We start from the raw sequence: 19,387 nt of genomic DNA, 5'->3' as shown, positions 1-19,387 counted from the left end.
TTCGGGTCTCGCTGCCGCGCCGCGACATAATCGAAGTACCCTGCATTCTCGCAAGACTCCTGCCTATGAGACCTGTCTGTCTATGAACTTTGCCGATCTCGGCCTGTCTGACGAACTGCTGCAAGCGGTTGAAACCGCTGGCTATAGCGAGCCGACTCCCATTCAGGCGCAAGCCATCCCGCCGGTCCTGATGATGAAGGACCTCATCGGCATCGCCCAGACCGGGACCGGCAAGACGGCCAGCTTCGTGCTACCGATGATCGACATTCTCGCGCATGGCCGACGCCGCGCGCTGATGCCGCGTTCGCTGATTCTCGAGCCGACGCGCGAACTCGCTGCGCAGGTTGCCGAAAACTTCGAGAAGTACGGCAAGAACCACGATCTCAAGATGGCCCTGCTGATCGGCGGCGTGCAGATGGGTGATCAGCTCAAGGCGCTGTCAAGCGGCGTCGACGTGCTGATCGCGACTCCGGGCCGCCTGATGGACCTGTTCGAGCGCGGCAAGATCATGCTCACGGGTTGCGAACTGCTCGTCATCGACGAGGCGGACCGCATGCTCGACATGGGCTTCATCCCCGACATCGAGACGATCTGCTCCAAGCTGCCGACCAACCGGCAGACGCTGCTGTTCTCGGCGACCATGCCGCCCGTGATCAAGAAGCTTGCGGATCGCTTCCTGTCGAGCCCGAAATATATCGAAGTCGCCCGCCCGGCGACGGCGAACACCAATATCGTCCAGCACAAGGTGGCGGTGCAGTCGCGCAAGAAGCGCGAAGTGCTGCGCGACCTGCTTCGCACTGACAACGTCTCTACCGCGATCGTCTTCGCCAACCGCAAGACTACCGTTCGCGAACTGGCCAAGAGCCTGAAACAGCATGGTTTTGCGGCCGGCGAAATCCATGGCGACATGGACCAGCCCGCCCGTCTGGCAGAGCTGCAGCGGTTCAAGGATGGTGCGGTCAATATCCTCGTCGCGTCCGACGTCGCTGCCCGCGGCCTGGACGTGAAGGGCGTAAGCCACGTCTTCAACTTCGATACGCCCTGGCACCCGGACGACTATGTCCACCGCATCGGCCGCACGGGCCGTGGCGGCGCATCGGGCCGTGCTTTCACGTTCGTGACCCCGGAAGATGCCGAGGCGATCGACAATGTCGAAAAGCTCACTGGCGGGAAGATCCCGGTCTATCAGATGGCGGCCGAGGAGGCCGCTGAGGCTCCGGCCCGTGAAGAGAAGCCCCGCCGTGAAAAGCGTGAGCGGTCTTCGGCCCGCGAAGAGCGTCCGGCCCGTGAGGAGCGCCCGGTGCGCGAAGAGCGAGTCGCTAGTGAAGAGCGCGCGCCGGTTCGCGAAGAGCGGCCTGCCCGCGAAGAGCGTGCACCGCGCCGCGAAAGCCGCGGGGAAGAGCAGCGCCGCGAGCGCCGTTCGGATGGCAACCGGTCGCGCCGCCGCGATCAGGAGCCGGCTGACGACGGCTGGAACGGCCCGATCCCGGAATTCCTCCACGTTTCGGCGCTCGCCTGAGCGCACGATCGGGGAAATGCCCTGAAGGGTGTTTTTCCAGCTAATTCAAAAACGCCCCGCTTTCTCTTCGGAGGAAGCGGGGCGTTTTTGCGTTGCGCCTGAGCGTGGGTGATCTCGCTTGCGTGGCTGCACGGCCGCATGCCAGACTGCTTTCGAAGAGGCTGTCTGCTGCGGGGATCCGATGAAATACAGGTACATGCTGGCGTTCGTAGGCGTGTTTGCGGCTTCCTGCGGCGCGCAGGCCGGTCCCCGGCCGGAAGCGGTCGTCGAGGGCGGCAAGCTGGCCGGCCGCGTCGAGAACGGCGTGGCCAGCTGGAAGGGCATTCCTTTCGCCGCGCCGCCGGTCGGTCCCTTGCGCTGGCGCGCGCCGCAACCCGCCGCCGCCTGGCAGGGAACCCGCGAGGCCACGACTTATGGCCATGACTGCATGCAGAAGCCCTTCGACGGAGACGCGGCGCCGCTCGGCACGCCGCCTGCCGAGGATTGCCTCTACGCCAATGTCTGGCGTCCTGCCGCAGCCAAGGGCAAGCTGCCGGTGGTCGTGTGGATCTACGGCGGCGGCTTCGTGAACGGGGGCGCTTCGCCGCCGACCTATTCCGGCGCGGAACTGGCGCGGCAGGGCGTCCTGTTCTTCAGCTTCAACTACCGCATCGGTCGCTTCGGGACTTTCGCGCATCCGGCGCTTACCCGGGCGGCGGAGGACGGCGGGATGGTGGGCAACTACGGCTACATGGACCAGCTCGCCGCGCTGCGCTGGGTTCAGCGCAACATCGCGGCTTTCGGGGGCGATCCGGCCAATGTCACCATCATCGGCGAGAGCGCCGGCGGCATGTCGGTGAACAATCTCGTGACCTCGCCCGAGGCCGATGGCCTGTTTCACAAAGCGGTCGTGATGTCGGGCGGGAACGGCACGAGCCTGGCCAATCCGGATCTTGCCGCGGCGGAAGAGATCGGTGGCCGCTTCGGGCAGTCCAAGGGCATCGCTCCGGGCGACCCGGAGGCTCTGGCGAAATTGCGCGGATTGACGGCCGAGCAAGTGATCGACGGCCTCAATCTCGCGGCGCTGTTCACGCCGCCCGGGGGCTTGCGGACCTTCGCCAGTCCCTTCTCCGATGGCCGCATAGCGGTGGACCAGCGCGAGGCTTATGAAACCAACCGTTTCCACCACGTTCCGATGATGATCGGCGCGACCAGCGACGACATCGGCGGCGTCAGTGGCGGCATGGTAGCCGGCGCGCGGCAGATCTCCGGCCTTGTCGCCAAGGCGGGCGTTCCGGTCTACGAGTACCGCTTCTCCTACGTTGCGTCCTCGCTGGAAGGCGGCGGCAAGGGTGCCGGCCACGCTACCGACATCCCGTTCTTCCTCGATACCCAGGCGGTGAAATATGGAGACCGGACCAGTGCGCGGGACAAGGCGATGGGCCGGATCGTCAGCGCCTATCTCGTGAATTTCGCGCGCACCGGCGATCCCAACGGCGCCTCCTTGCCGAAGTGGTCGCCGCGCGCCGGGGAGGGCGGGGATCTTCTCGACTTTGCAGCCGATGGCACGGCGCGCTTCGAACGCGATCCGTGGATCGAGCAGATTCGCGCGGCGCCGGTAAAGACCGGCCTCTGAAATGGCATCAAGCTGGCAGGTTGGCCCGCGTCAGCCTGCCGGTTTGACGAAACTGTCGAGCACGCGCTTGAGCCCGGCCTGTTCGAATTCGATCTCCAGCTTGTTGCCTTCCTGGGAGATCACCGCGCCGTAGCCGAACTTCTCATGGAACACGCGGCTGCCGATTTCGATGTCGGTACGCGGTTTGGCGGCGAAGCTGGCCGCACTGCGCGTCGATTCGGCGATCTTGCGCGGCGTGGTATCGAATTCCCGGGCTGCGGCGCGCTGCCACCCCGGGCCGCGCGTTACCGTGCGGGCGGGCTGGGCGCGGGCCACTTCGGCAAAGGGATCCGCCATTTCGGACCACTGCGCCCGCCAGAGCGAAGCGCCGCCGCTCAGCGTGGTTTCGCTCTCGACGTGATCGTCCGGAAGTTCGGCAATGAAGCGCGAGGGGATCGAACTGGTCCACTGGCCGTAGATCCGCCGATTGGCCGCGTGCAGGATGGTGCACTTGCGCCGCGCGCGGGTGATCGCGACGTAGGCGAGCCGGCGCTCTTCCTCCAGGCTGGCCAATCCGCCTTCGTCCATCGCCCGCTGCGAGGGGAACACGCCTTCCTCCCAGCCGGGCAGGAACACATGCTCGAACTCGAGTCCCTTGGCCGCATGCATGGTCATGATCGTGACCTTTTCCTCGTCGGAGGCGGCGTCGTTGTCCATGACCAGGCTGACGTGCTCGAGGAAATCGCCGAGCGTCTCGTATTCCTCCATGGCCCGCGCCAGTTCGACGAGGTTTTCGAGGCGTCCGCTGGCTTCGGGCGTCTTCTCGGCCTGGAGCGCGTCCGTATAGCCGCTCTCATCCAAGACGGTACGCATGAGATCGGCTGGGTTCTCGGTGCCGGAAAGGTCCCGCCACCGCGCGAAGTCGCGCATCAGCGACAGGAACGTGTTGCGCGGACGGGCCGGCAATTCGTCGCTGTCGGCGATCTCGATCGCGGCCATGGCAAGCGGGATGTTCCGGCGGCGAGCGAGTGTGTGCAGCGCCTCCAGCGCCTTGGCGCCCAGGCCGCGCTTGGGGGCATTGTAGATGCGCTCGAAGGCAAGGTCGTCCGCCGGCTGCGCGATCACGCGCAGATAGGCGAGGGCATCGCGGATCTCGGCGCGTTCGTAGAAGCGGAAGCCGCCGACGATGCGGTATTTCATGCCGATCGAGATGAACCGGTCTTCGAATTCGCGGGTCTGGTACTGTGCGCGCACCAGGATGGCCACCTGGTCGAGCGGGGCGCCTTCGCGTTCCAGCCGCTCTATCTCGTCGCCCACGCGGCGCGCTTCCTCGGGGGCATCCCAGACGCCGATCACGCGGACCTTGTCGCCGGGATGGCGCTCGGTCCACAGCGTCTTGCCGAGGCGCTGGGTATTCTCGCCGATCAGGCCCGAAGCGGCGGCGAGGATCTGCGGGGTGGAGCGATAGTTCTGCTCCAGCCGGATCACCTTGGCGCCCGGAAAATCCTTTTCGAACTTGAGGATATTGGCCACTTCGGCGCCGCGCCAGGAATAGATCGACTGATCGTCGTCTCCCACCACGCAGATGTTCTTGCGCTCCTGCGCGATGAGCCGGAGCCACAGGTACTGGACCTGGTTGGTGTCCTGGTACTCGTCCACCATCACGTATTTGAACCGCTGCTGATACTGTTCCAGCACCTCGCGGTGAGTGCGCAGGATGTTGAGCATGTGCAGAAGGAGGTCGCCGAAATCGCAGGCGTTCACGGCCTTCAGGCGGTCCTGATAGAGCTGGTAGAACTTCTGCCCGCGGCCATTGGCATAGGCCTCGTTCTCGCCTGCATCGAGGTCGGCCGGGTTGAGGCCGCGATTCTTCCAGCGATCGATGCAACCTGCAAGCTGGCGGGCGGGCCAGCGCTTTTCGTCCAGCCCTTCGGCCTGGATGAGTTGCTTGAGCAGGCGCAACTGATCGTCGGTATCGATGATCGTGTAGTTGGGTTGCAGCCCCACCAGCTCCGCATGGCGGCGCAGCATCTTGGCGGCGATGGCGTGGAACGTGCCCAGCCAGGGCATTCCTTCCACGGCCGGGCCGATCAGGTGCCCCACGCGCTCGCGCATTTCGCGGGCGGCCTTGTTGGTGAACGTGACGCAGAGAATCTCGCTCGGCCAGGCGAGGCGGCTGCGCACCAGATGCGCGAGGCGGCGGGTGAGCGCCGCCGTCTTGCCCGTGCCGGCCCCGGCCAGCATCAGCACCGCGCCTTCGGTGGTCAGCACGGCCTCTCGCTGCGGCGGGTTGAGCCCTTCCAGCAGGGGGTCCGAGGAGGCTTCGGGCAGGGAGGATTGCAGATCGTTCACCCGTGAACATCTAGGGAACGGGATGTCGTGGCGCAAGGCCGGTTCGTCGCAGCCCCGGAACAATCCCCCGGCGCCGGGAGTCGCCTAGTCACGGAAAAGAATAACCAGAAACACGAGCAGATGGAGAGTGAGTCATGCACAAATATCTCCTTTCGGGCGCGGCAGCCCTGGCCATCCTGGGCATGTCCGGCGCCGTCCAGGCCCAAGACACCGCTGGGGATACCGGCACCCCGGACACTGCCGGCGAGATGCCCCCTGTGCCGGAAGCCCCGCCGCCGCCCGCAACCCCTTCCGATTCCAGCATGCCCTCGGGCATGGCCGGGGCCAAGCCCATCACCTCCTCGACCATGACACCCGACCAGAAGTCCATGTACGACGCCTGGCCGGCCGCCCAGCGCGCGGATTACGACTCGTGGACGCCGGAGTATCAAGCCTATTACTGGAGCCTCACGGCGCCGCAGCAGAAGGGCTACTGGGCGCTCACCCCGGACCAGCGCGGGCAAATCTACAAGATGACCCCGGAGCAGCAGGCGATCGCTTGGAACTCGATATCGCAGCAGATGGCCGGCAAGACACCGACGACGCCCCCGGCACAGGCGAACCCTCCGGGTGAAGGCATGCCGACGACCGGCGTTCCCGATCCGCAATATGCCGACCAGACGGTGCGTCCGGCCATGCCGGCCGACCAGACCTATCAGGGCGGCCCCTACAAGGGTGCGATGACGCCGCCGCCTGCGACCGCGATGAACAAGGATTATCCGGTCTGCAGCAAGACCGTGAAGGATGGCTGTCGCAATCGCGGCGGCAAGTAAGCCGGGCGAGACCGTCCCGAACCTTGTCCGGGACGGTACTGCCTTCTAGCCGACGGGCCGCAGCAGATGCAGGCGGGCTTTGCCGACATCGCGCGAGCTTTCGAGTTCGAAGCCCTTGATGGAAACGCCTTCCGTCTTGGCGGTCTCCAGGCTGACCCAGGTCTGTTCGCCGATCCAGCCGAGCCGCGCGAGCTTGTCGATCGCGACTGCGCCGGCGCCCGTCTCGTAAGGCGGGTCGAGCAGAACGAGGTCGAGTGTTCCCTTGGCGGGGCCGAGCGCCATGACCGACCCGGCGCGAACGTCGCTCCGGCCTTGGGCCTGAAGATTGGCGATATTGGCGCGAATCGCGCGGACCGCTGCCGGGTCCTGGTCGACGAAGAGGCAATGGGCCGCGCCGCGCGACAGCGCCTCAAGGCCCAACGCACCCGATCCCGCGAAGAGATCCGCGACTTTCAGGCCCTCGAATGTACCGAGCCGGCTGGCCAGCATCGAGAACAGCGTCTCTCGCGTGCGGTCCGCCGTCGGCCGGGTGGTATCGCCTTCGGGCGCTGCCAGCTTGCGGCCGCGCCATTCGCCCGCGACGATGCGCAGGCCCGTCTTCACGGCTGTGCCCCTGGCCGCGGGCCCCTTCACGACTTGATGCTCGGCAGGGTTTTGCGGAAGTTTTCGAGATCGCGCTGGCTAACCTCGAAGGCCATGCCCTTGGGCAGGTCGAGCAGGCGGAAAGGTCCGTAAGACGTGCGAATCAGGCGGCTGACCTGAAGGCCGAGGTGTTCGAGAACACGGCGGACTTCGCGGTTCTTACCTTCGGTCAGAGTCATCTCGATCCACTGGTTGCGCCCGGTGCGGCGCTCCATGTTGGCGTCGATCTTGCCGTAGACCACGCCTTCGATCTCGATTCCTTCGATCAGGTCTTCGAGCTGTCCCTGGCTGATGTCGCCGAAAGTACGGGCGCGATAAGTACGCGGCACGCCGGTGGCGGGCAGTTCCAGCTCGCGCTTGAACTCGCCGTCATTGGTCAGCAGCAGCAGCCCCTCGGTACTGAGATCAAGACGGCCTATCGGCATCACCCTGCCGCTGCCTTCGGGCAGGGCATTGCGCAAGGCGGTGTAGATCGTCGGCCGGCCGGCGGGATCACGCTCGGCGGTGAGCAGGCCGGCCGGCTTGTGGAAGGCGAAGAGGCGGGTTTCCTGGGCCTCGCGGACCGGGTTGCCGTCCACGGTGACGCCCTTGAGGTTGGCGAGCACGGTCGAGGGGGTCTCGATCACGTCTTCACCCAGCTTCACGCGGCCTTCGATGATCAGGCGTTCGGCTTCGCGGCGGCTGGCGATGCCGGCACGGGCCAGCAGCTTGGCGATGCGCTCGCCCTCGCGCACGGGCAACCCGGCGGACTTGGGCGTGGGCGCTGCCGCCTGGGGCGCCGAGCGGGGGGGCTTGCGACGCGGGCGTTCACTGTCGAAGCGGCCGGAATCCGACGGACGGGGACCGCGCGGCGCATAAGCGCTGCCGCGCGATTCCTGCTCGCCGAAACGAGCGCCGGGGCCGCGGCGCGGCGCGGCGTCACGCGCCGGAGCGGTGGTGCGGGCAGAGCGCTCGCCGCGTGCCGGGGCGCCATCGCGCGATGGCCGATCTTCGCGGAAAGGCCGATCCTCGCGGAAGGGACGGTCGCCACGATCAGGGCGTTCGGTGCGGGCCGGACGATCATCGCGCGAACGACGTTCATCGCGCACGGGGCGTTCGTTACGGCCGAAGAGCTTTTCGTCACGGCCGCTGCGGCCTGAGCGGCCGCCGCGGGCGGGGCGTTCGTCGCGCGTCGATCGCGTATCGCGGGGGTTGCGGCCGTCCCGCGAATCCCGGGCGCTGCGCGTATCGCGCGCATCCCGTGCGGGGCCATCGCGAAACGCGCGTCCCCGGCCGCCTTCTTCCCGTCCCGCATCGCTCCGGGTCGCGCCGTCGCGTGCCGTCCGGTCGGCGCCGCGCCGGCCCGAGGTGCCTGAAGTGGTGCGCGAGGGGCCACGCGAGGAGCCGCCATCGCGGGAAGAGCCGCCACGCTTCGGGCCGCCGGATTTGAAAGGAGGTTTGGACATTCGCCCGCCCATACCTGTTGATCGCCGCTTCATCCAGCCTTCCCTTCGGGAAACCACGCGTTACGGTCGCGCAGGGCCCGTCCCCGGAGTTTGCCAACGGAGAATATTGGATGTCTGAAGCCTCTGCTGCCCCGAAGCCCGGCTTGGGGACGGTGATTCGCGCTTTGGGCAATCGGAAGACCGGGTTCATGGCGGTCTTCGGGTTTGCGGCCGGTCTGCCGTACTCGCTCCTGCTCGGCACGCTTTATGCCTGGCTGTCCGATGCCCATGTCGATCTGGAGACGATGGGCGTATTTTCGCTGATCGGGCTGGCTTACGCGTTCAAGTTCCTCTGGTCGCCCGCGCTCGACCGCATCGACCTGCCCGGCCTTCGCCGCCTTGGCCGCCGCAAGCAGTGGATCGTGACGGCGCAGGTCCTTCTCGGCATCATTCTGGTGACGCTGTCGCAGCTCGATCCGGTCGCGGCGCTGGGCCTGTTCTCGCTGCTGGCGGGCATCGGCGCCTTCGCCTCGGCCACGCAGGACATCGCCATCGACGCCTGGCGCGTCGACGTGGCGGACGACGTGGCGACCATCGACATGCTCTCTACGGTATTCCAGATGGGCTATCGCATCGCCGCGCTCGTCGGCGGGGCATTGGCCCTGATCCTGGCCGAGCGGATCGGCTGGACTTCGGTGTTCCTGGTCATGGGGCTGATTCTCGTGGCTGCGGGCGTGATCTGCCTCTTCGCGCCCGATGCGGATGCTGTCGCGCCGAGCGCCGAAGACCGGGACGAACTGCTGGAACTGCGCGAGGCGGGGCAGTTGAGCCCGCGCGTGCGCACGATTGCGCTGGCGCTGGTGGGCCTGCTGTGGGGCTGGGCGCTGGTTACCGTGGGAATCTTCATGGTCCGCTCGCTGGGCAGCGATCCGGGAGCGCGGCCCGATGCCGTCGATTTCGTGTCGACCACCGGCCCGCTCATCGTCATCGCCACCATCATCCTGCCTGCCTCCATCGCGGCGGTGCTGGTCTATCTGCAGCGCAGCGGACGTCATCTCCTGACGCAGGCCGTGCCGCACGACGGGACCGGTTCGCGCGTGGCGGACCACCTCTACCGCGCCCTGATCCTGCCGCTGACCGAATTGGTGGGGCGCATGGGCTGGGGCCTGGTGCTCGCTCTGGCGCTGGTGCTGACGTATCGCATCTGCGATTCGATCTGGGGCACTTTCGCTTATCCCTTCTACCTGGGCGAACTGAAGTACACGAAGGACGAAGTGGCCATCGCCTCCAAGTTCTTCGGCGTGGGCGCCATCGTTCTGGGCCTCGCGCTCGGGGGTACGCTGCTGACGGTGATCGGCCGCATGGCCACGCTCACGCTCGGCGCGATCCTCGCAGCGGTCACCAACCTGCTCTATGCGGACCTCGCCCTCGGCGGCGCGCGCATGGCCTTGGTGAGCGATTTGCTGGGCGTGACCTGGCTGGTCGAGCAGCTTGGCGGAGAGCCGCGCCTGGGCACGCTGATGGTCACGATCGGCACGGAGAACCTGGCGACGGGCATTGCCGGCGCGGCCTATATCGCCTGGCTCTCGTCCATCGTCTCCAAGGGTTACAGCGCGGTGCAATATGCGCTGCTCTCCTCGCTGACCTTGCTGGTGGGAACGCTGGGGCGCGGCGCGCTGGGACAGCTCATCCAGCAGCAGGGCTATTACCGGATGTTCGTGCTCGTCACCTGGATCGGCACGATCGCCATCGTCCTGTGCCTGCTGGAATGGTGGCGCGTGGCCCGCCAGGCGCGGCGCGCGCGCCTGGCCTGAGGCCTAGTCCGGCACTTCGTCGTTGGCCTTGAGCACCACGCCGGACAGATAGAGCGATCCGGCGATCAATACCGGCAGGCCATCGTCCGGCAGCGCGGCAAGCGCATCGGCCACGCTTTCGGCGCCGAGCGCGCCCGGGCCGAAGCTCGCGGCACCGTGGCAGTCGTGGCCCGGCACCGGCACCGCGCGAATGCTGGCGACGCTTTCGGCCAGCGGCTGGGTGAGCGCGCGCGGGTCCTTGTTGGCCAGCATGCCGATCACGAGATGCAGCCGCTGCCCGGCGAAATGACGGGCGATGGCACGTCCGGCGTCGGGGTTGTGGCCACCGTCCAGCCAGACGGCGCGCCCTCCGGCATGACGGGTAAGCGGACCTTGGGAGAGCCGTTGCAGGCGCGCGGGCCAGTGTGCGGCGCGAATCCCCTCCGCCATGGCCTCTGGCGCGACGTTCACCCGGTCCTGATGGCGCAGCATGGCGACGGCCAGTGCGGCGTTCTCCGCCTGGTGCAGGCCGGGCAGGCTCGGCAGCGGCAGGGTGAGTTCGCCGTGCCGGTCCGAATATTCGATCACGTCGCCCACGCCCGCGTCCCAGTCGCGCCCGCGCATGTGCAGCGGGGCGCCGGCGGTCATGGCGGCGCGCTCGATCTCCAGGGCTGCGCTTTCGGGATAGGCCAGGGTGGCGACGGGGGCAGGGCTGCGGACGATGCCGGCCTTTTCGAAGGCGATGCGGGCGAGCGGGTCCTCGGGCGCGCCAGGCTCCGGGCGGAGCAGGAACGCCTCGTGGTCGATGCCCAGCGTCACGATACCGCAGGCGGCCGGGTGTTCCAGCACGTTAGTGGCATCGAGCCGCCCGCCGAGGCCGACCTCGACCACGCAGGCATCCGCAGGTTCCCGCGCGAAAGCGAGGAAGATCGCGGCCGTCGTCACTTCGAAGAAGCTGGGCTGGAGATCCTCGCCCGCATCGAGAACTTCGGCGAGCAGGTCGGCCAGCATTCCGTCGGAAATCAGCTTGCCGCCAAGGCGGATACGCTCGTTGTAGCGCACGAGGTGCGGTTTGGTGGCCGAGTGGACCTTCAGGCCCTGCGCTTCCAGCATGAAGCGAAGGTAAGTGCAGGTCGAACCTTTGCCGTTCGTGCCGGCCACATGAAAGGTCGGCGGCAGGCGCTTTTGCGGGTTACCGACTCGGTCGAGCAGGGTCAGGATGGTCTCCAGCCCGAAGCGTCCCTGCGGCAGCGACAGCGCCTCCAGCCGGTTGAGCTGGGCCTGGACGCGGGGGTCTTCGGAAACGGCGAAGTCTTTCATGGCACCCGTCCGGAAAAGCACATCGCGGCAACCTGCAAGAGGCCGCCGCGATGCTGGAATTGCGTTGTCGTCATGCGATTGGCAATGACGAAAAACAGAAGGGTCAGCGCGCGGTGTGGACCGCTTCGGCCAGCGAGGCCGTCAGGGCGCGCAGATGGGCAGGAGCGTCGGTGCCGTGCTGCTTGACCAGGTCGACCAGTGCAGAGCCGACGACGACGCCGTCCGCCACTCTGGCAATGGCGCTCGCCTGTTCGGGGGTGCGCACGCCGAAACCGACGGCCACGGGGATGGTGCTGGCGGCCTTGAGCTTGGCCACGGCATCCTCGATCGAGCCTTGTGCCGCCTGCTGCATGCCGGTGACGCCTGCGACCGAGACGTAGTAGAGGAAGCCTGAGGAGCCTTCGAGCACGGCAGGAAGCCGCGCCGCATCGGTGGTGGGCGTGGCGAGGCGGATGAGCGAAACGCTCTTGTCGCGCAGGGCAGGGCCGAGTTCGGCGTCTTCCTCAGGCGGGATGTCCACGCAGATCACGCCGTCCACACCGGCTTTCGCGCATTCACCGGCGAACCAGTCCGCGCCGCGCGCGATCATCGGGTTCGCGTAGCCCATCAGCACCAGCGGCACCTGGCTGTGGCGCGCACGGAATTCGCTGGCGATGCGGAACACGTCGGCGGTCTTGGTGCCGGCATCGAGGCTGCGGATGTTCGCTTCCTGGATCGCCGGGCCGTCGGCCATGGGATCGGTGAACGGCATGCCCAGTTCGATCACGTCGGCACCGCCCGCGACCAGCGCGTCGAGATTGGCGGCGGTATCGCCGTCACCCCCGGTGATGAAGCAGACGAGCGCCGGGCCCTTGGCGAATGCGTTTTCGAAGCGAGTCATTAGCTTAAAGCTCCACGCCAAGCGCTTCGGCGACGGTGAAGATGTCCTTGTCGCCGCGGCCGGAGACGTTGACGACGAGCAGCTTGTCCTCGTCCATCTCGGCGGTCAGCTGCGGCAGCGCGGCGAGGGCGTGCGCGCTTTCGAGCGCCGGGATGATGCCTTCGAGTTCGCAGCAGAGCTGGAACGCTTCCAGCGCCTGCGTATCCGTGATCGGCACGTAGTTCACGCGGCCGCTCTCGTGCAGCCAGGAATGCTCCGGCCCGAGGCCCGGATAGTCGAGACCGGCCGAGATCGAGTGCGCCTCGGTGATCTGGCCGTCCTCGTCCTGGAGCAGGTAGGTCTTGTTGCCGTGCAGGATGCCGGGCTTGCCGCCGGTAAGCGAGGCGGCGTGCTTGTCGGTCTCGATGCCGTGGCCCGCGGCTTCGATGCCGGTCATCGCCACTTCGGGATCGTCAAGGAAGGGGTGGAACAGGCCGATCGCGTTCGATCCGCCGCCCACGGCCGCCACCAGCATGTCGGGCAGGCGGCCTTCCTTCTCCAGCATCTGCTCGCGCGCTTCCTTGCCGATGATCGACTGGAAATCGCGCACCAGTTCCGGATAGGGGTGCGGGCCGGCGGCGGTGCCGATGATGTAGAAGGTGTCGTGGACGTTCGCGACCCAGTAGCGCAGCGCGTCGTTCATCGAGTCCTTGAGGGACTGCGATCCGCTTTCGCAGGAGACGACTTCAGCGCCCAGCAGCTTCATGCGGAACACGTTGGGCTTCTGGCGCTCGATATCCTTGGCGCCCATGAAGATCTTGCAGGGCAGACCGAAGCGCGCGGCGACGGTGGCCGTGGCGACTCCGTGCTGGCCGGCGCCGGTCTCGGCGATGATCTTCTTCTTGCCCATGCGGATGGCCAGCAGGATCTGGCCGATGCAGTTGTTGATCTTGTGCGCGCCGGTGTGGTTCAGCTCTTCGCGCTTGAAGTATATCTTCGGGCCCTTTCCGGCCGGCGCGAGGCCGCGGAAATGCTCGGTCATGCGCGGGGCGTAGTAGAGCGGGCTGGGGCGGCCGACGAAGTCCTTCATCAGCGCGTCGAATTCGGCCCAGAACGCCGGATCCTGCTGTGCCTTGCGGTATTCCTTCTCGAGATCGAGGATCAGCGGCATCAGCGTTTCGGCAACGTAGCGACCGCCGAACTGGCCGAAGTGGCCGGTTTCGTCGGGCAGGGAGCGGAAACTGTTCACGGGCGTCGGTGCGGTCATGAAACGGGCGATTGGCAGAGCGCGACCTGCAAGTCCAGCGCCTTGCTTCCTTGGGGTGCGCCAACCCGTTTTCAATTGCAAATCATGCAACAGACGCACCTGCAATGGCAAGATAATGTCTGTAAGTGGCAGTTTCGTGACGTTTCGGGGTAATTATGAATTATTTCGTTCATCTGGGTGAAAGGTTGGGGGGAGCAGCGGGGCGGCTCCCGGTGAGGGCCGGGACATTCTGGAGTTTAAAAATATGCGTATTGCACTCGTTTCGCTCGCTGCGGTTGCTTCCGTAGCCGCCGCCACCCCCGCTCTCGCCAACGAAGCGCGCGTCGAAGCCCGCACCGGCATCATCTGGGACGGCAGCGACAGCGAAGCAGTTGCAGGCGTCGCAGTCGGCTACGACTACGACCTGGGCAACAAGTTCTTCGTGGGCGTCGAAGGTTCGGCTGACAAGATCCTGACCGACGACACCCGCGTTTCGTGGGGCGTTGGCGGCCGCGCCGGCTTCAAGGTCACCCCGACCACCAAGCTCTACGCCAACTCGACCTGGCAGTCGAAGTTCGCCAAGTACGGCAACAGCGCCGTTGCCGTCGGCGGTGGTCTCGAGCAGTCGCTCAACGACCGCTTCTATGGCAAGGTCGAATACAAGCACCTGCTGGTTGGCGACAACACCCCCGACGCAGACGTCGGCCTGGTTGGCGTTGGCGTAAAGTTCTGATCGGATTTCCGGCCTGACGCAGCTACCGAGTTCGTCAGGCCGGAGCCGGCACAGGGAATTCGCTCTGCAAGGAGCGTAAGCCAGGGAAGGGCGGTCTATGAGGGGCCGCCCTTTCTCTTTGCATCCCCTCCGCGCGTGATCGGCTGCGCCAGGCCGCGCCGCGATCCGGCAGGTTGCGGTCAGGACGCCCGCAAGGCGCGCGCGAAAGCGGCGATCCGGTCGAGGTCCTTGACGCCCGGTGCGCTCTCGACCCCCGAAGAGGTGTCCACCAGCGGAGCGCCGGTCAGCCGAACGGCCTCGGCGACGTTTTCCGGGTTCAGGCCGCCCGCCAGGCCCCAGGGGATGGGGCCCTTCCAGTTCGCCACGAGATTCCAGTCGAAGCTCAGGCCCATGCCGCCGGGCAGGCTGCCCTTGGGTGTCTTGGCATCGAACAGCACGAGATCCACGGCTCCGGCATAAGTGGCGGCCCTGGCCGCATCCTCCGTCGTGGCGACCGAAAGTGCTTTCCACACCGCAATCCCGAACTGCGCGCGAAGCTGCGCTGCGCGGGCGGGACTTTCGCTGCCGTGAAGCTGAAGGGCATCGAGCCGTGCGCTGGCGACGGCTTCGCCGATCGTCGCATCGTCGGCATCGACGAACAGGCCCACCCGGCCGATCCGCCCTTCCGCCCGCTCCGACAGGAGCGCTGCCTGCGCCGGCGTGACGTTGCGCGGACTCCTGGGAAAGAACACGAAGCCGGCATGGGCGGCGCGCGCGCGGATCGCTGCGTCGAGTGCGTCGGGCGTGCTTATCCCGCAGATCTTGATCGCGGCAGTTGGCATGTCGTTTTTCCGGCCTAGATTGCGTCCCGGAACCAAGGGGGACAGGATGAACCGCCAAATGTCGAGACGGGTCGGCCGCTATCTAGTGCCATTTGTCGCCGCCGCAATGCTGGCGGGCTGCGGCGTGAAGGAGTCGTTCAAGGACGCCGAAGCCGAAGTGGCGAAATTCCACCAGGCGATGGACGCCGGAAACCTGCAGCCGATCTGGCGTCAGGCCGATCCGGCGCTGCGCAAGGGTCCGGAGCACGACCAGCTCGCCAAGGCGCTGGAAGCCGTGCAGCGCAAGCTCGGCAAAGTGAAGGGGACCAAGCAGGTGGGCTGGAACGCCAATGCCACCACTGGCGGCACCTTCGTCACCCTGACGTACGAGACGCAGTTCGAACGCGGGTCGGGCGTCGAACAGTTCGTCTATCGCAAGAGTGACGAAGGCCAGGTGGCGCTGACCGGCTACAACATCCAGTCGCAGGACATGATGCTCAACTGAGCCGGGCAGGCGCCTCTGCGAATCAGGGCGCCAGTTCGAACTGTACGGTGACGTTGACGTTGGTTTCCAGCTCTCCGGCCGCGACGGGGGGCGCGGAGGCCAGCGAGTCCATCGCCGCCTTTGCGCGGTACATCACCGGGGCGGGCGAATAGCCGCCGCTCTCGCTGATCGAGACGATGCGGGTGACATGCATGCCCGCAGCACCAGCATAGAGTTCGGCGCGGGCACGGGCTTCCTTGATGGCCGCGACGCGCGCCTCGTTCTGCGCGGCATCGGGCTGCGACAGAGAGAAGTTGGGGCCGTTGACCTGGTTGGCGCCGGCCTTGACGAGCGCATCGATCACTTTGCCCATGTCGTCGAGCTTGCGCTGGCGCACGCCCACGGTGTTGCTGGCCTCATAGCCGACGATCTCGCGCGGGCCGTCGACATAGCTGCCGTCGGGCTGGCGCTTGGGCTGGGCGTAGACCGGATTGACGCTGAGATTGCTGGTCTGGATGTCCTTGTCCGCCACGCCCGCGCGCTTCAGCGAGGCGATGACCTGGTTCATTCGCGTGGAATTGCCATTGAGCGCTTCGCTGGCCGTGGCGCCTTGCGTGGTCACCCCGGCCGAGAAGCCGGCCATGTCGGGCGTGCGGGTGGAGGAACCCTGCGCGTTGACGGTCAGCAGGGTATGGCCCGCGGCGATGGTAGGCACCAGGCCCGTGTCCTGGGCCATGGCGGGCACAGCCACGGCCGAGGCCAGCGCGGCAGTCGTTACGGCAAGCAGGTTCAGGGATTTCATGAGGTCGCACTCTCCGTCCAATTGATCGGTTCAACGATCTGGAGGGAGGGAGGTTGCCCGGCGCTGAACCGTGCATTTTGCGCCGTGAAAGGTTTGGAGCAGGAGGTGTGACGCTGCGCCGGTGGCTTGCGATCCCGGTGTGCAACGGACACGGCCTTGTCTTTCCGTACTCCCGCAGAAGCGGGCTGACGGGCCAAGTCAGTTCTTGTCGGTGTCCGGCTGGGTCAGGTGCGGTGCGGCATTCGACGGGCCGCACCGCTCCTGCATCAGAGCGTCGCTTCGATCGCGATCGCGGCGGCGAGGGGATCTTCGGCGCGGCTGATCGGGCGGCCGATGACGAGCACGCTGGCGCCCGCATCGCGCGCCGCGCGCGGGGTCATGATGCGCTTCTGGTCGCCGTTGCGCCCATCGTCGGGACGAAGGCCGGGGACGACGAAGAAGCCGTCCTTCCACTGCTGGTGGACCGCGCCTACCTCATGGCCCGAGCAGACGATGCCGTCGAGCCCTGCCGAATGGGCCAGGTCCGCCAGGCGAAGCGCCTGCTCGTGCGGTTCCGCGTTCACGCCGATGGCGTTGAGGTCGCCGCCGTCCAGGCTGGTCAATACGGTGACGGCCACGACCTTGCAGTTCTCGCCCGCGGCGGCCTTGGCGTCTTCCATCATGGCACGGCCGCCGGCGGCGTGGATGGTGACGATGGAAGGCTCCAGGACGTGGATCGCCTGCATGGCGCCGGCCACGGTGTTGGGGATGTCATGCAGCTTGAGGTCGAGGAAGATCGGCAGGCCGAGCTTGTGCAGCTCGTGAACGCCATGATGACCGTGCGCGCAGAAGAATTCGAGACCCAGCTTGATCCCGCCGATATGCCCGGCGACCTTTCGCGCCAGCGCCTCGGCGGCGTCGAGGCGGGGCAGGTCGAGGGCGAGGTAGACGGGATTGCTGTTCATGATCTCAGAGTTCCGGAGAGGATTTGAAAGGTGAGGTGGGCTCGGGCGTGAAAAGATGAGCGCCCTGTGCCGATTCCGGGACGGCCGGAACCGTGGAAGGCACGCTGTTGGCCCGAAGGGAGTTTTCGAGGCTGGCGATGCGGCGCTGGAGGCGCCAGCGCACGGCGCGCAAGTACAGCCAGACGGGGGCCATCCCCAGCACGAAGAAGACGAGTGCGACAACGCCGACCGGCCATTCGAAATGGACGTAGTTGGCATCGTCCAGCGGCCAGAAGTTCACCGGCACCCTGGTCCAGTTCATGGCGATGAAAGCGACCAGGATCGCGGTGATCGCGATCCACAGCACCGTGCGGACTATGTTCATGTTCCCTCCGGCAATTCGTGCACCAAGACCTTTCGCAATCGCGCTGGATGCTAAGCGCGATTGCGAGGCATGGGAAGTGTCGGCTGGAAGCTTAGTTCCCGAAAACGCGCGCGAAGATCGTGTCTACGTGCTTGAAGTGATAGTCGAGGTTGAACTTGTCCTCGATGACTTCGACCGGAAGCGCGGCGGTGACTTCGTCATCGGCCTTGAGCAGTTCGAGCAGCGAGAGCTGGCCGTCCGATTCCCACACCTTCATCGCGTTGCGCTGCACCAGGCGGTACGACTGGTCGCGGCTGAGGCCGGCCTGGGTGAGGGCGAGAAGCACGCGCTGCGAGTGAACGAGACCGCCCATGCGGTCGAGGTTCTTCTGCATGCGCTCGGGATAGACGAGCAGCTTGTCGATCACGCCGGTGAGGCGCGCCAATGCGAAGTCGAGGGTGATCGTCGCGTCAGGGCCGATGAAGCGCTCGACCGAAGAGTGCGAAATGTCGCGCTCGTGCCAGAGCGCCACGTTTTCCATGGCCGGAACCACGGCCGAACGCACGACGCGGGACAGGCCGGTGAGGTTCTCGGTCAGCACCGGGTTGCGTTTGTGCGGCATGGCCGACGAGCCCTTCTGGCCGGGCGAGAAGTATTCCTCGGCTTCCAGAACTTCGGTGCGCTGAAGGTGGCGCACTTCGATGGAAAGGCGTTCGATCGAGCTGGCGATCACGCCCAGCACCGCGAAGAACATGGCGTGGCGGTCGCGCGGGATGACCTGAGTGGAAACCGGCTCGACAGCGAGGCCCAGCTTGTCGGCAACATAGTCTTCGACGGCGGGATCGACATTGGCGAACGTACCGACGGCGCCCGAGATCGCGCAAGTGGCGACTTCCTCGCGGGCGGCGATCAGGCGCGTCTTGCAGCGCGCGAATTCGGCATAGGCTTCGGCCATCTTGAGGCCGAACGTCACCGGCTCGGCGTGGATGCCGTGGCTGCGGCCGATGGTGGGGGTATACTTGTGCTCTTCGGCGCGGCGCTTGATCGCGGCGAGCAGGGCGTCGAGATCCGCCAGCAGGATGTCGGCGGCCTTGACCAGCTGCACGTTCAGCGTGGTGTCGAGCACGTCGGAGCTGGTCATGCCCTGGTGCATGAAGCGGGCTTCAGGGCCGACCTGCTGGGCTACCCAGTCGAGGAAGGCGATGACGTCGTGCTTGGTCACGGCCTCGATGGCGTCGATGGCGGCAACGTCGATCACGGGATTGGTGGCCCACCAGTCCCACAGCGCCTTGCCGGCGCTTTCCGGCACGGTGCCCATCTCGCCCATTTTCACGGCGGCGTGGGCCTCGATCTCGAACCAGATGCGATAGCGGGCTTCGGGTTCCCAGATCGCGGTCATTGCGGGGCGGGCGTAACGGGGGACCATGTTCGACTCCTTGAGTGACCTGACTCGACCCGGCGCTGACCCGGCCTCATGGCGGTGCCGCTACGGCGGGCTTGCGACAAAGGCAAGGGTGCGCGGCCGGGAAAGGCCGAAAGAATCCGCCGGGCCGGACGGCGAAGCTGGCGGAATTCGGGGCGTTGCGGGAACAGGGGAGGCAATACTGCGCCCGGTACCGGCGCTTGCACGAATCGAAAGCCGGCAAGGCGAAGCGGCATCCCGCAGACGATAAGTTTGGCGGCGGAGCGATTGTAGAACCACGGTTTTCCGATTTCTCAG

The 19,387-nt window shown here is 66.4% G+C and carries 17 protein-coding genes; 6 read left to right on the top strand and 11 right to left on the bottom strand.

From position 1 onward, the window contains the following. Nucleotides 1-82 precede the first annotated feature (82 nt). Nucleotides 83-1,519: a DEAD/DEAH box helicase gene (locus AC1VV3_RS05770; RefSeq protein ID WP_482962072.1), complete on the top strand. Its 1,437-nt coding sequence runs from the start codon at nucleotides 83-85 to the stop codon at nucleotides 1,517-1,519. Nucleotides 1,520-1,715: 196 nt separating this feature from the next. Continuing rightward, nucleotides 1,716-3,134: a carboxylesterase/lipase family protein gene (locus AC1VV3_RS05765; protein ID WP_482962030.1), complete on the top strand. Its 1,419-nt coding sequence runs from the start codon at nucleotides 1,716-1,718 to the stop codon at nucleotides 3,132-3,134. A 30-nt stretch (nucleotides 3,135-3,164) separates the two neighbouring features. On the opposite strand, the gene AC1VV3_RS05760 is transcribed toward AC1VV3_RS05765, so the two are convergent. Further along, the gene (locus AC1VV3_RS05760; protein ID WP_431566712.1) at nucleotides 3,165-5,465 is read right to left on the bottom strand and encodes an ATP-dependent helicase; all 2,301 of its coding nucleotides are present in this window, start codon (nucleotides 5,463-5,465) and stop codon (nucleotides 3,165-3,167) included. 134 nt (nucleotides 5,466-5,599) lie between these two features. Between AC1VV3_RS05760 and AC1VV3_RS05755 the strand changes: the two genes are divergently transcribed. Beyond that, entirely contained in the window at nucleotides 5,600-6,277 is a 678-nt protein-coding gene (locus tag AC1VV3_RS05755; RefSeq protein WP_431566713.1) for a hypothetical protein, read from the top strand. A 45-nt stretch (nucleotides 6,278-6,322) separates the two neighbouring features. Here the strand turns inward: AC1VV3_RS05755 and rsmD are convergent, their stop codons facing one another. Both rsmD and AC1VV3_RS05745 read right to left on the bottom strand, forming a co-directional pair. Further along, the gene (gene rsmD / locus AC1VV3_RS05750) at nucleotides 6,323-6,880 is read right to left on the bottom strand and encodes a 16S rRNA (guanine(966)-N(2))-methyltransferase RsmD (RefSeq protein WP_431566714.1); all 558 of its coding nucleotides are present in this window, start codon (nucleotides 6,878-6,880) and stop codon (nucleotides 6,323-6,325) included. Nucleotides 6,881-6,906: 26 nt separating this feature from the next. Then, entirely contained in the window at nucleotides 6,907-8,364 is a 1,458-nt protein-coding gene (locus tag AC1VV3_RS05745) for a pseudouridine synthase (RefSeq protein ID WP_431566715.1), read from the bottom strand. Nucleotides 8,365-8,474: 110 nt separating this feature from the next. On the opposite strand from AC1VV3_RS05745, the gene AC1VV3_RS05740 reads away from it, so the two are divergent. After that, the gene (locus AC1VV3_RS05740) at nucleotides 8,475-10,157 is read left to right on the top strand and encodes an AmpG family muropeptide MFS transporter (protein WP_431566716.1); all 1,683 of its coding nucleotides are present in this window, start codon (nucleotides 8,475-8,477) and stop codon (nucleotides 10,155-10,157) included. 3 nt (nucleotides 10,158-10,160) lie between these two features. On the opposite strand, the gene AC1VV3_RS05735 is transcribed toward AC1VV3_RS05740, so the two are convergent. The 3 genes from AC1VV3_RS05735 to trpB all read right to left on the bottom strand — a co-directional run bounded on the left by AC1VV3_RS05735 (nucleotide 10,161) and on the right by trpB (nucleotide 13,582). Next, on the bottom strand, nucleotides 10,161-11,456 hold the full coding sequence (locus tag AC1VV3_RS05735) for a bifunctional folylpolyglutamate synthase/dihydrofolate synthase (RefSeq protein ID WP_431566717.1): 1,296 nt from the start codon (nucleotides 11,454-11,456) through the stop codon (nucleotides 10,161-10,163). A 103-nt stretch (nucleotides 11,457-11,559) separates the two neighbouring features. Continuing rightward, nucleotides 11,560-12,336, bottom strand: a complete 777-nt coding sequence (trpA, locus tag AC1VV3_RS05730) for a tryptophan synthase subunit alpha (RefSeq protein WP_431566718.1) — start codon at nucleotides 12,334-12,336, stop codon at nucleotides 11,560-11,562. Between the two features lie 4 nt (nucleotides 12,337-12,340). Next, a complete protein-coding gene (gene trpB / locus AC1VV3_RS05725; protein WP_132263702.1) occupies nucleotides 12,341-13,582 on the bottom strand; it encodes a tryptophan synthase subunit beta in 1,242 nt (413 codons plus the stop codon). Between the two features lie 244 nt (nucleotides 13,583-13,826). Here trpB and AC1VV3_RS05720 point away from each other — a divergent pair, with 244 nt between their 5' ends. Next, nucleotides 13,827-14,294 carry an outer membrane protein gene (locus AC1VV3_RS05720; RefSeq protein ID WP_132263700.1) on the top strand — a complete coding sequence of 156 codons (468 nt, stop codon included), beginning with the start codon at nucleotides 13,827-13,829 and terminating at the stop codon, nucleotides 14,292-14,294. A 179-nt stretch (nucleotides 14,295-14,473) separates the two neighbouring features. Here the strand turns inward: AC1VV3_RS05720 and AC1VV3_RS05715 are convergent, their stop codons facing one another. Beyond that, nucleotides 14,474-15,115, bottom strand: coding sequence for a phosphoribosylanthranilate isomerase (locus AC1VV3_RS05715; protein WP_431566719.1), 642 nt, complete (start codon nucleotides 15,113-15,115; stop codon nucleotides 14,474-14,476). A gap of 46 nt (nucleotides 15,116-15,161) precedes the next feature. On the opposite strand from AC1VV3_RS05715, the gene AC1VV3_RS05710 reads away from it, so the two are divergent. Then, nucleotides 15,162-15,599, top strand: a complete 438-nt coding sequence (locus tag AC1VV3_RS05710; RefSeq protein ID WP_482962029.1) for a DUF4019 domain-containing protein — start codon at nucleotides 15,162-15,164, stop codon at nucleotides 15,597-15,599. A gap of 22 nt (nucleotides 15,600-15,621) precedes the next feature. Here the strand turns inward: AC1VV3_RS05710 and AC1VV3_RS05705 are convergent, their stop codons facing one another. The 4 genes from AC1VV3_RS05705 to purB all read right to left on the bottom strand — a co-directional run bounded on the left by AC1VV3_RS05705 (nucleotide 15,622) and on the right by purB (nucleotide 19,093). Beyond that, the gene (locus AC1VV3_RS05705; protein ID WP_132263695.1) at nucleotides 15,622-16,380 is read right to left on the bottom strand and encodes an SIMPL domain-containing protein; all 759 of its coding nucleotides are present in this window, start codon (nucleotides 16,378-16,380) and stop codon (nucleotides 15,622-15,624) included. A 266-nt stretch (nucleotides 16,381-16,646) separates the two neighbouring features. Then, nucleotides 16,647-17,324, bottom strand: coding sequence for an orotidine-5'-phosphate decarboxylase (gene pyrF, locus AC1VV3_RS05700; protein WP_132263693.1), 678 nt, complete (start codon nucleotides 17,322-17,324; stop codon nucleotides 16,647-16,649). A 4-nt stretch (nucleotides 17,325-17,328) separates the two neighbouring features. Then, a complete protein-coding gene (locus AC1VV3_RS05695) occupies nucleotides 17,329-17,688 on the bottom strand; it encodes a lipopolysaccharide assembly protein LapA domain-containing protein (RefSeq protein WP_431566721.1) in 360 nt (119 codons plus the stop codon). Nucleotides 17,689-17,779: 91 nt separating this feature from the next. Continuing rightward, complete coding sequence (gene purB / locus AC1VV3_RS05690; protein WP_134095376.1) at nucleotides 17,780-19,093, bottom strand: adenylosuccinate lyase; 1,314 nt, start codon at nucleotides 19,091-19,093, stop codon at nucleotides 17,780-17,782. Nucleotides 19,094-19,387 lie beyond the last annotated feature (294 nt).

It is taken from the genome of Novosphingobium sp. BL-S-34 (genome assembly GCF_056857015.1).
This window is presented reverse-complemented; position numbering and strand designations above follow the sequence as displayed.

Coding starts and splice junctions, on each gene's coding strand:
- AC1VV3_RS05770 (WP_482962072.1), top strand. CDS start 83: ATGAACTTTGCCGATCTCGGCCTGTCTGACGAACTGCTGCAAGCGGTT.
- AC1VV3_RS05765 (WP_482962030.1), top strand. CDS start 1,716: ATGCTGGCGTTCGTAGGCGTGTTTGCGGCTTCCTGCGGCGCGCAGGCC.
- AC1VV3_RS05755 (WP_431566713.1), top strand. CDS start 5,600: ATGCACAAATATCTCCTTTCGGGCGCGGCAGCCCTGGCCATCCTGGGC.
- AC1VV3_RS05745 (WP_431566715.1), bottom strand. CDS start 8,364: ATGTCCAAACCTCCTTTCAAATCCGGCGGCCCGAAGCGTGGCGGCTCT.
- AC1VV3_RS05740 (WP_431566716.1), top strand. CDS start 8,475: ATGTCTGAAGCCTCTGCTGCCCCGAAGCCCGGCTTGGGGACGGTGATT.
- AC1VV3_RS05735 (WP_431566717.1), bottom strand. CDS start 11,456: ATGAAAGACTTCGCCGTTTCCGAAGACCCCCGCGTCCAGGCCCAGCTC.
- trpA (WP_431566718.1), bottom strand. CDS start 12,336: ATGACTCGCTTCGAAAACGCATTCGCCAAGGGCCCGGCGCTCGTCTGC.
- trpB (WP_132263702.1), bottom strand. CDS start 13,582: ATGACCGCACCGACGCCCGTGAACAGTTTCCGCTCCCTGCCCGACGAA.
- AC1VV3_RS05720 (WP_132263700.1), top strand. CDS start 13,827: ATGCGTATTGCACTCGTTTCGCTCGCTGCGGTTGCTTCCGTAGCCGCC.
- AC1VV3_RS05715 (WP_431566719.1), bottom strand. CDS start 15,115: ATGCCAACTGCCGCGATCAAGATCTGCGGGATAAGCACGCCCGACGCA.
- AC1VV3_RS05710 (WP_482962029.1), top strand. CDS start 15,162: ATGAACCGCCAAATGTCGAGACGGGTCGGCCGCTATCTAGTGCCATTT.
- AC1VV3_RS05705 (WP_132263695.1), bottom strand. CDS start 16,380: ATGAAATCCCTGAACCTGCTTGCCGTAACGACTGCCGCGCTGGCCTCG.
- pyrF (WP_132263693.1), bottom strand. CDS start 17,324: ATGAACAGCAATCCCGTCTACCTCGCCCTCGACCTGCCCCGCCTCGAC.
- AC1VV3_RS05695 (WP_431566721.1), bottom strand. CDS start 17,688: ATGAACATAGTCCGCACGGTGCTGTGGATCGCGATCACCGCGATCCTG.
- purB (WP_134095376.1), bottom strand. CDS start 19,093: ATGGTCCCCCGTTACGCCCGCCCCGCAATGACCGCGATCTGGGAACCC.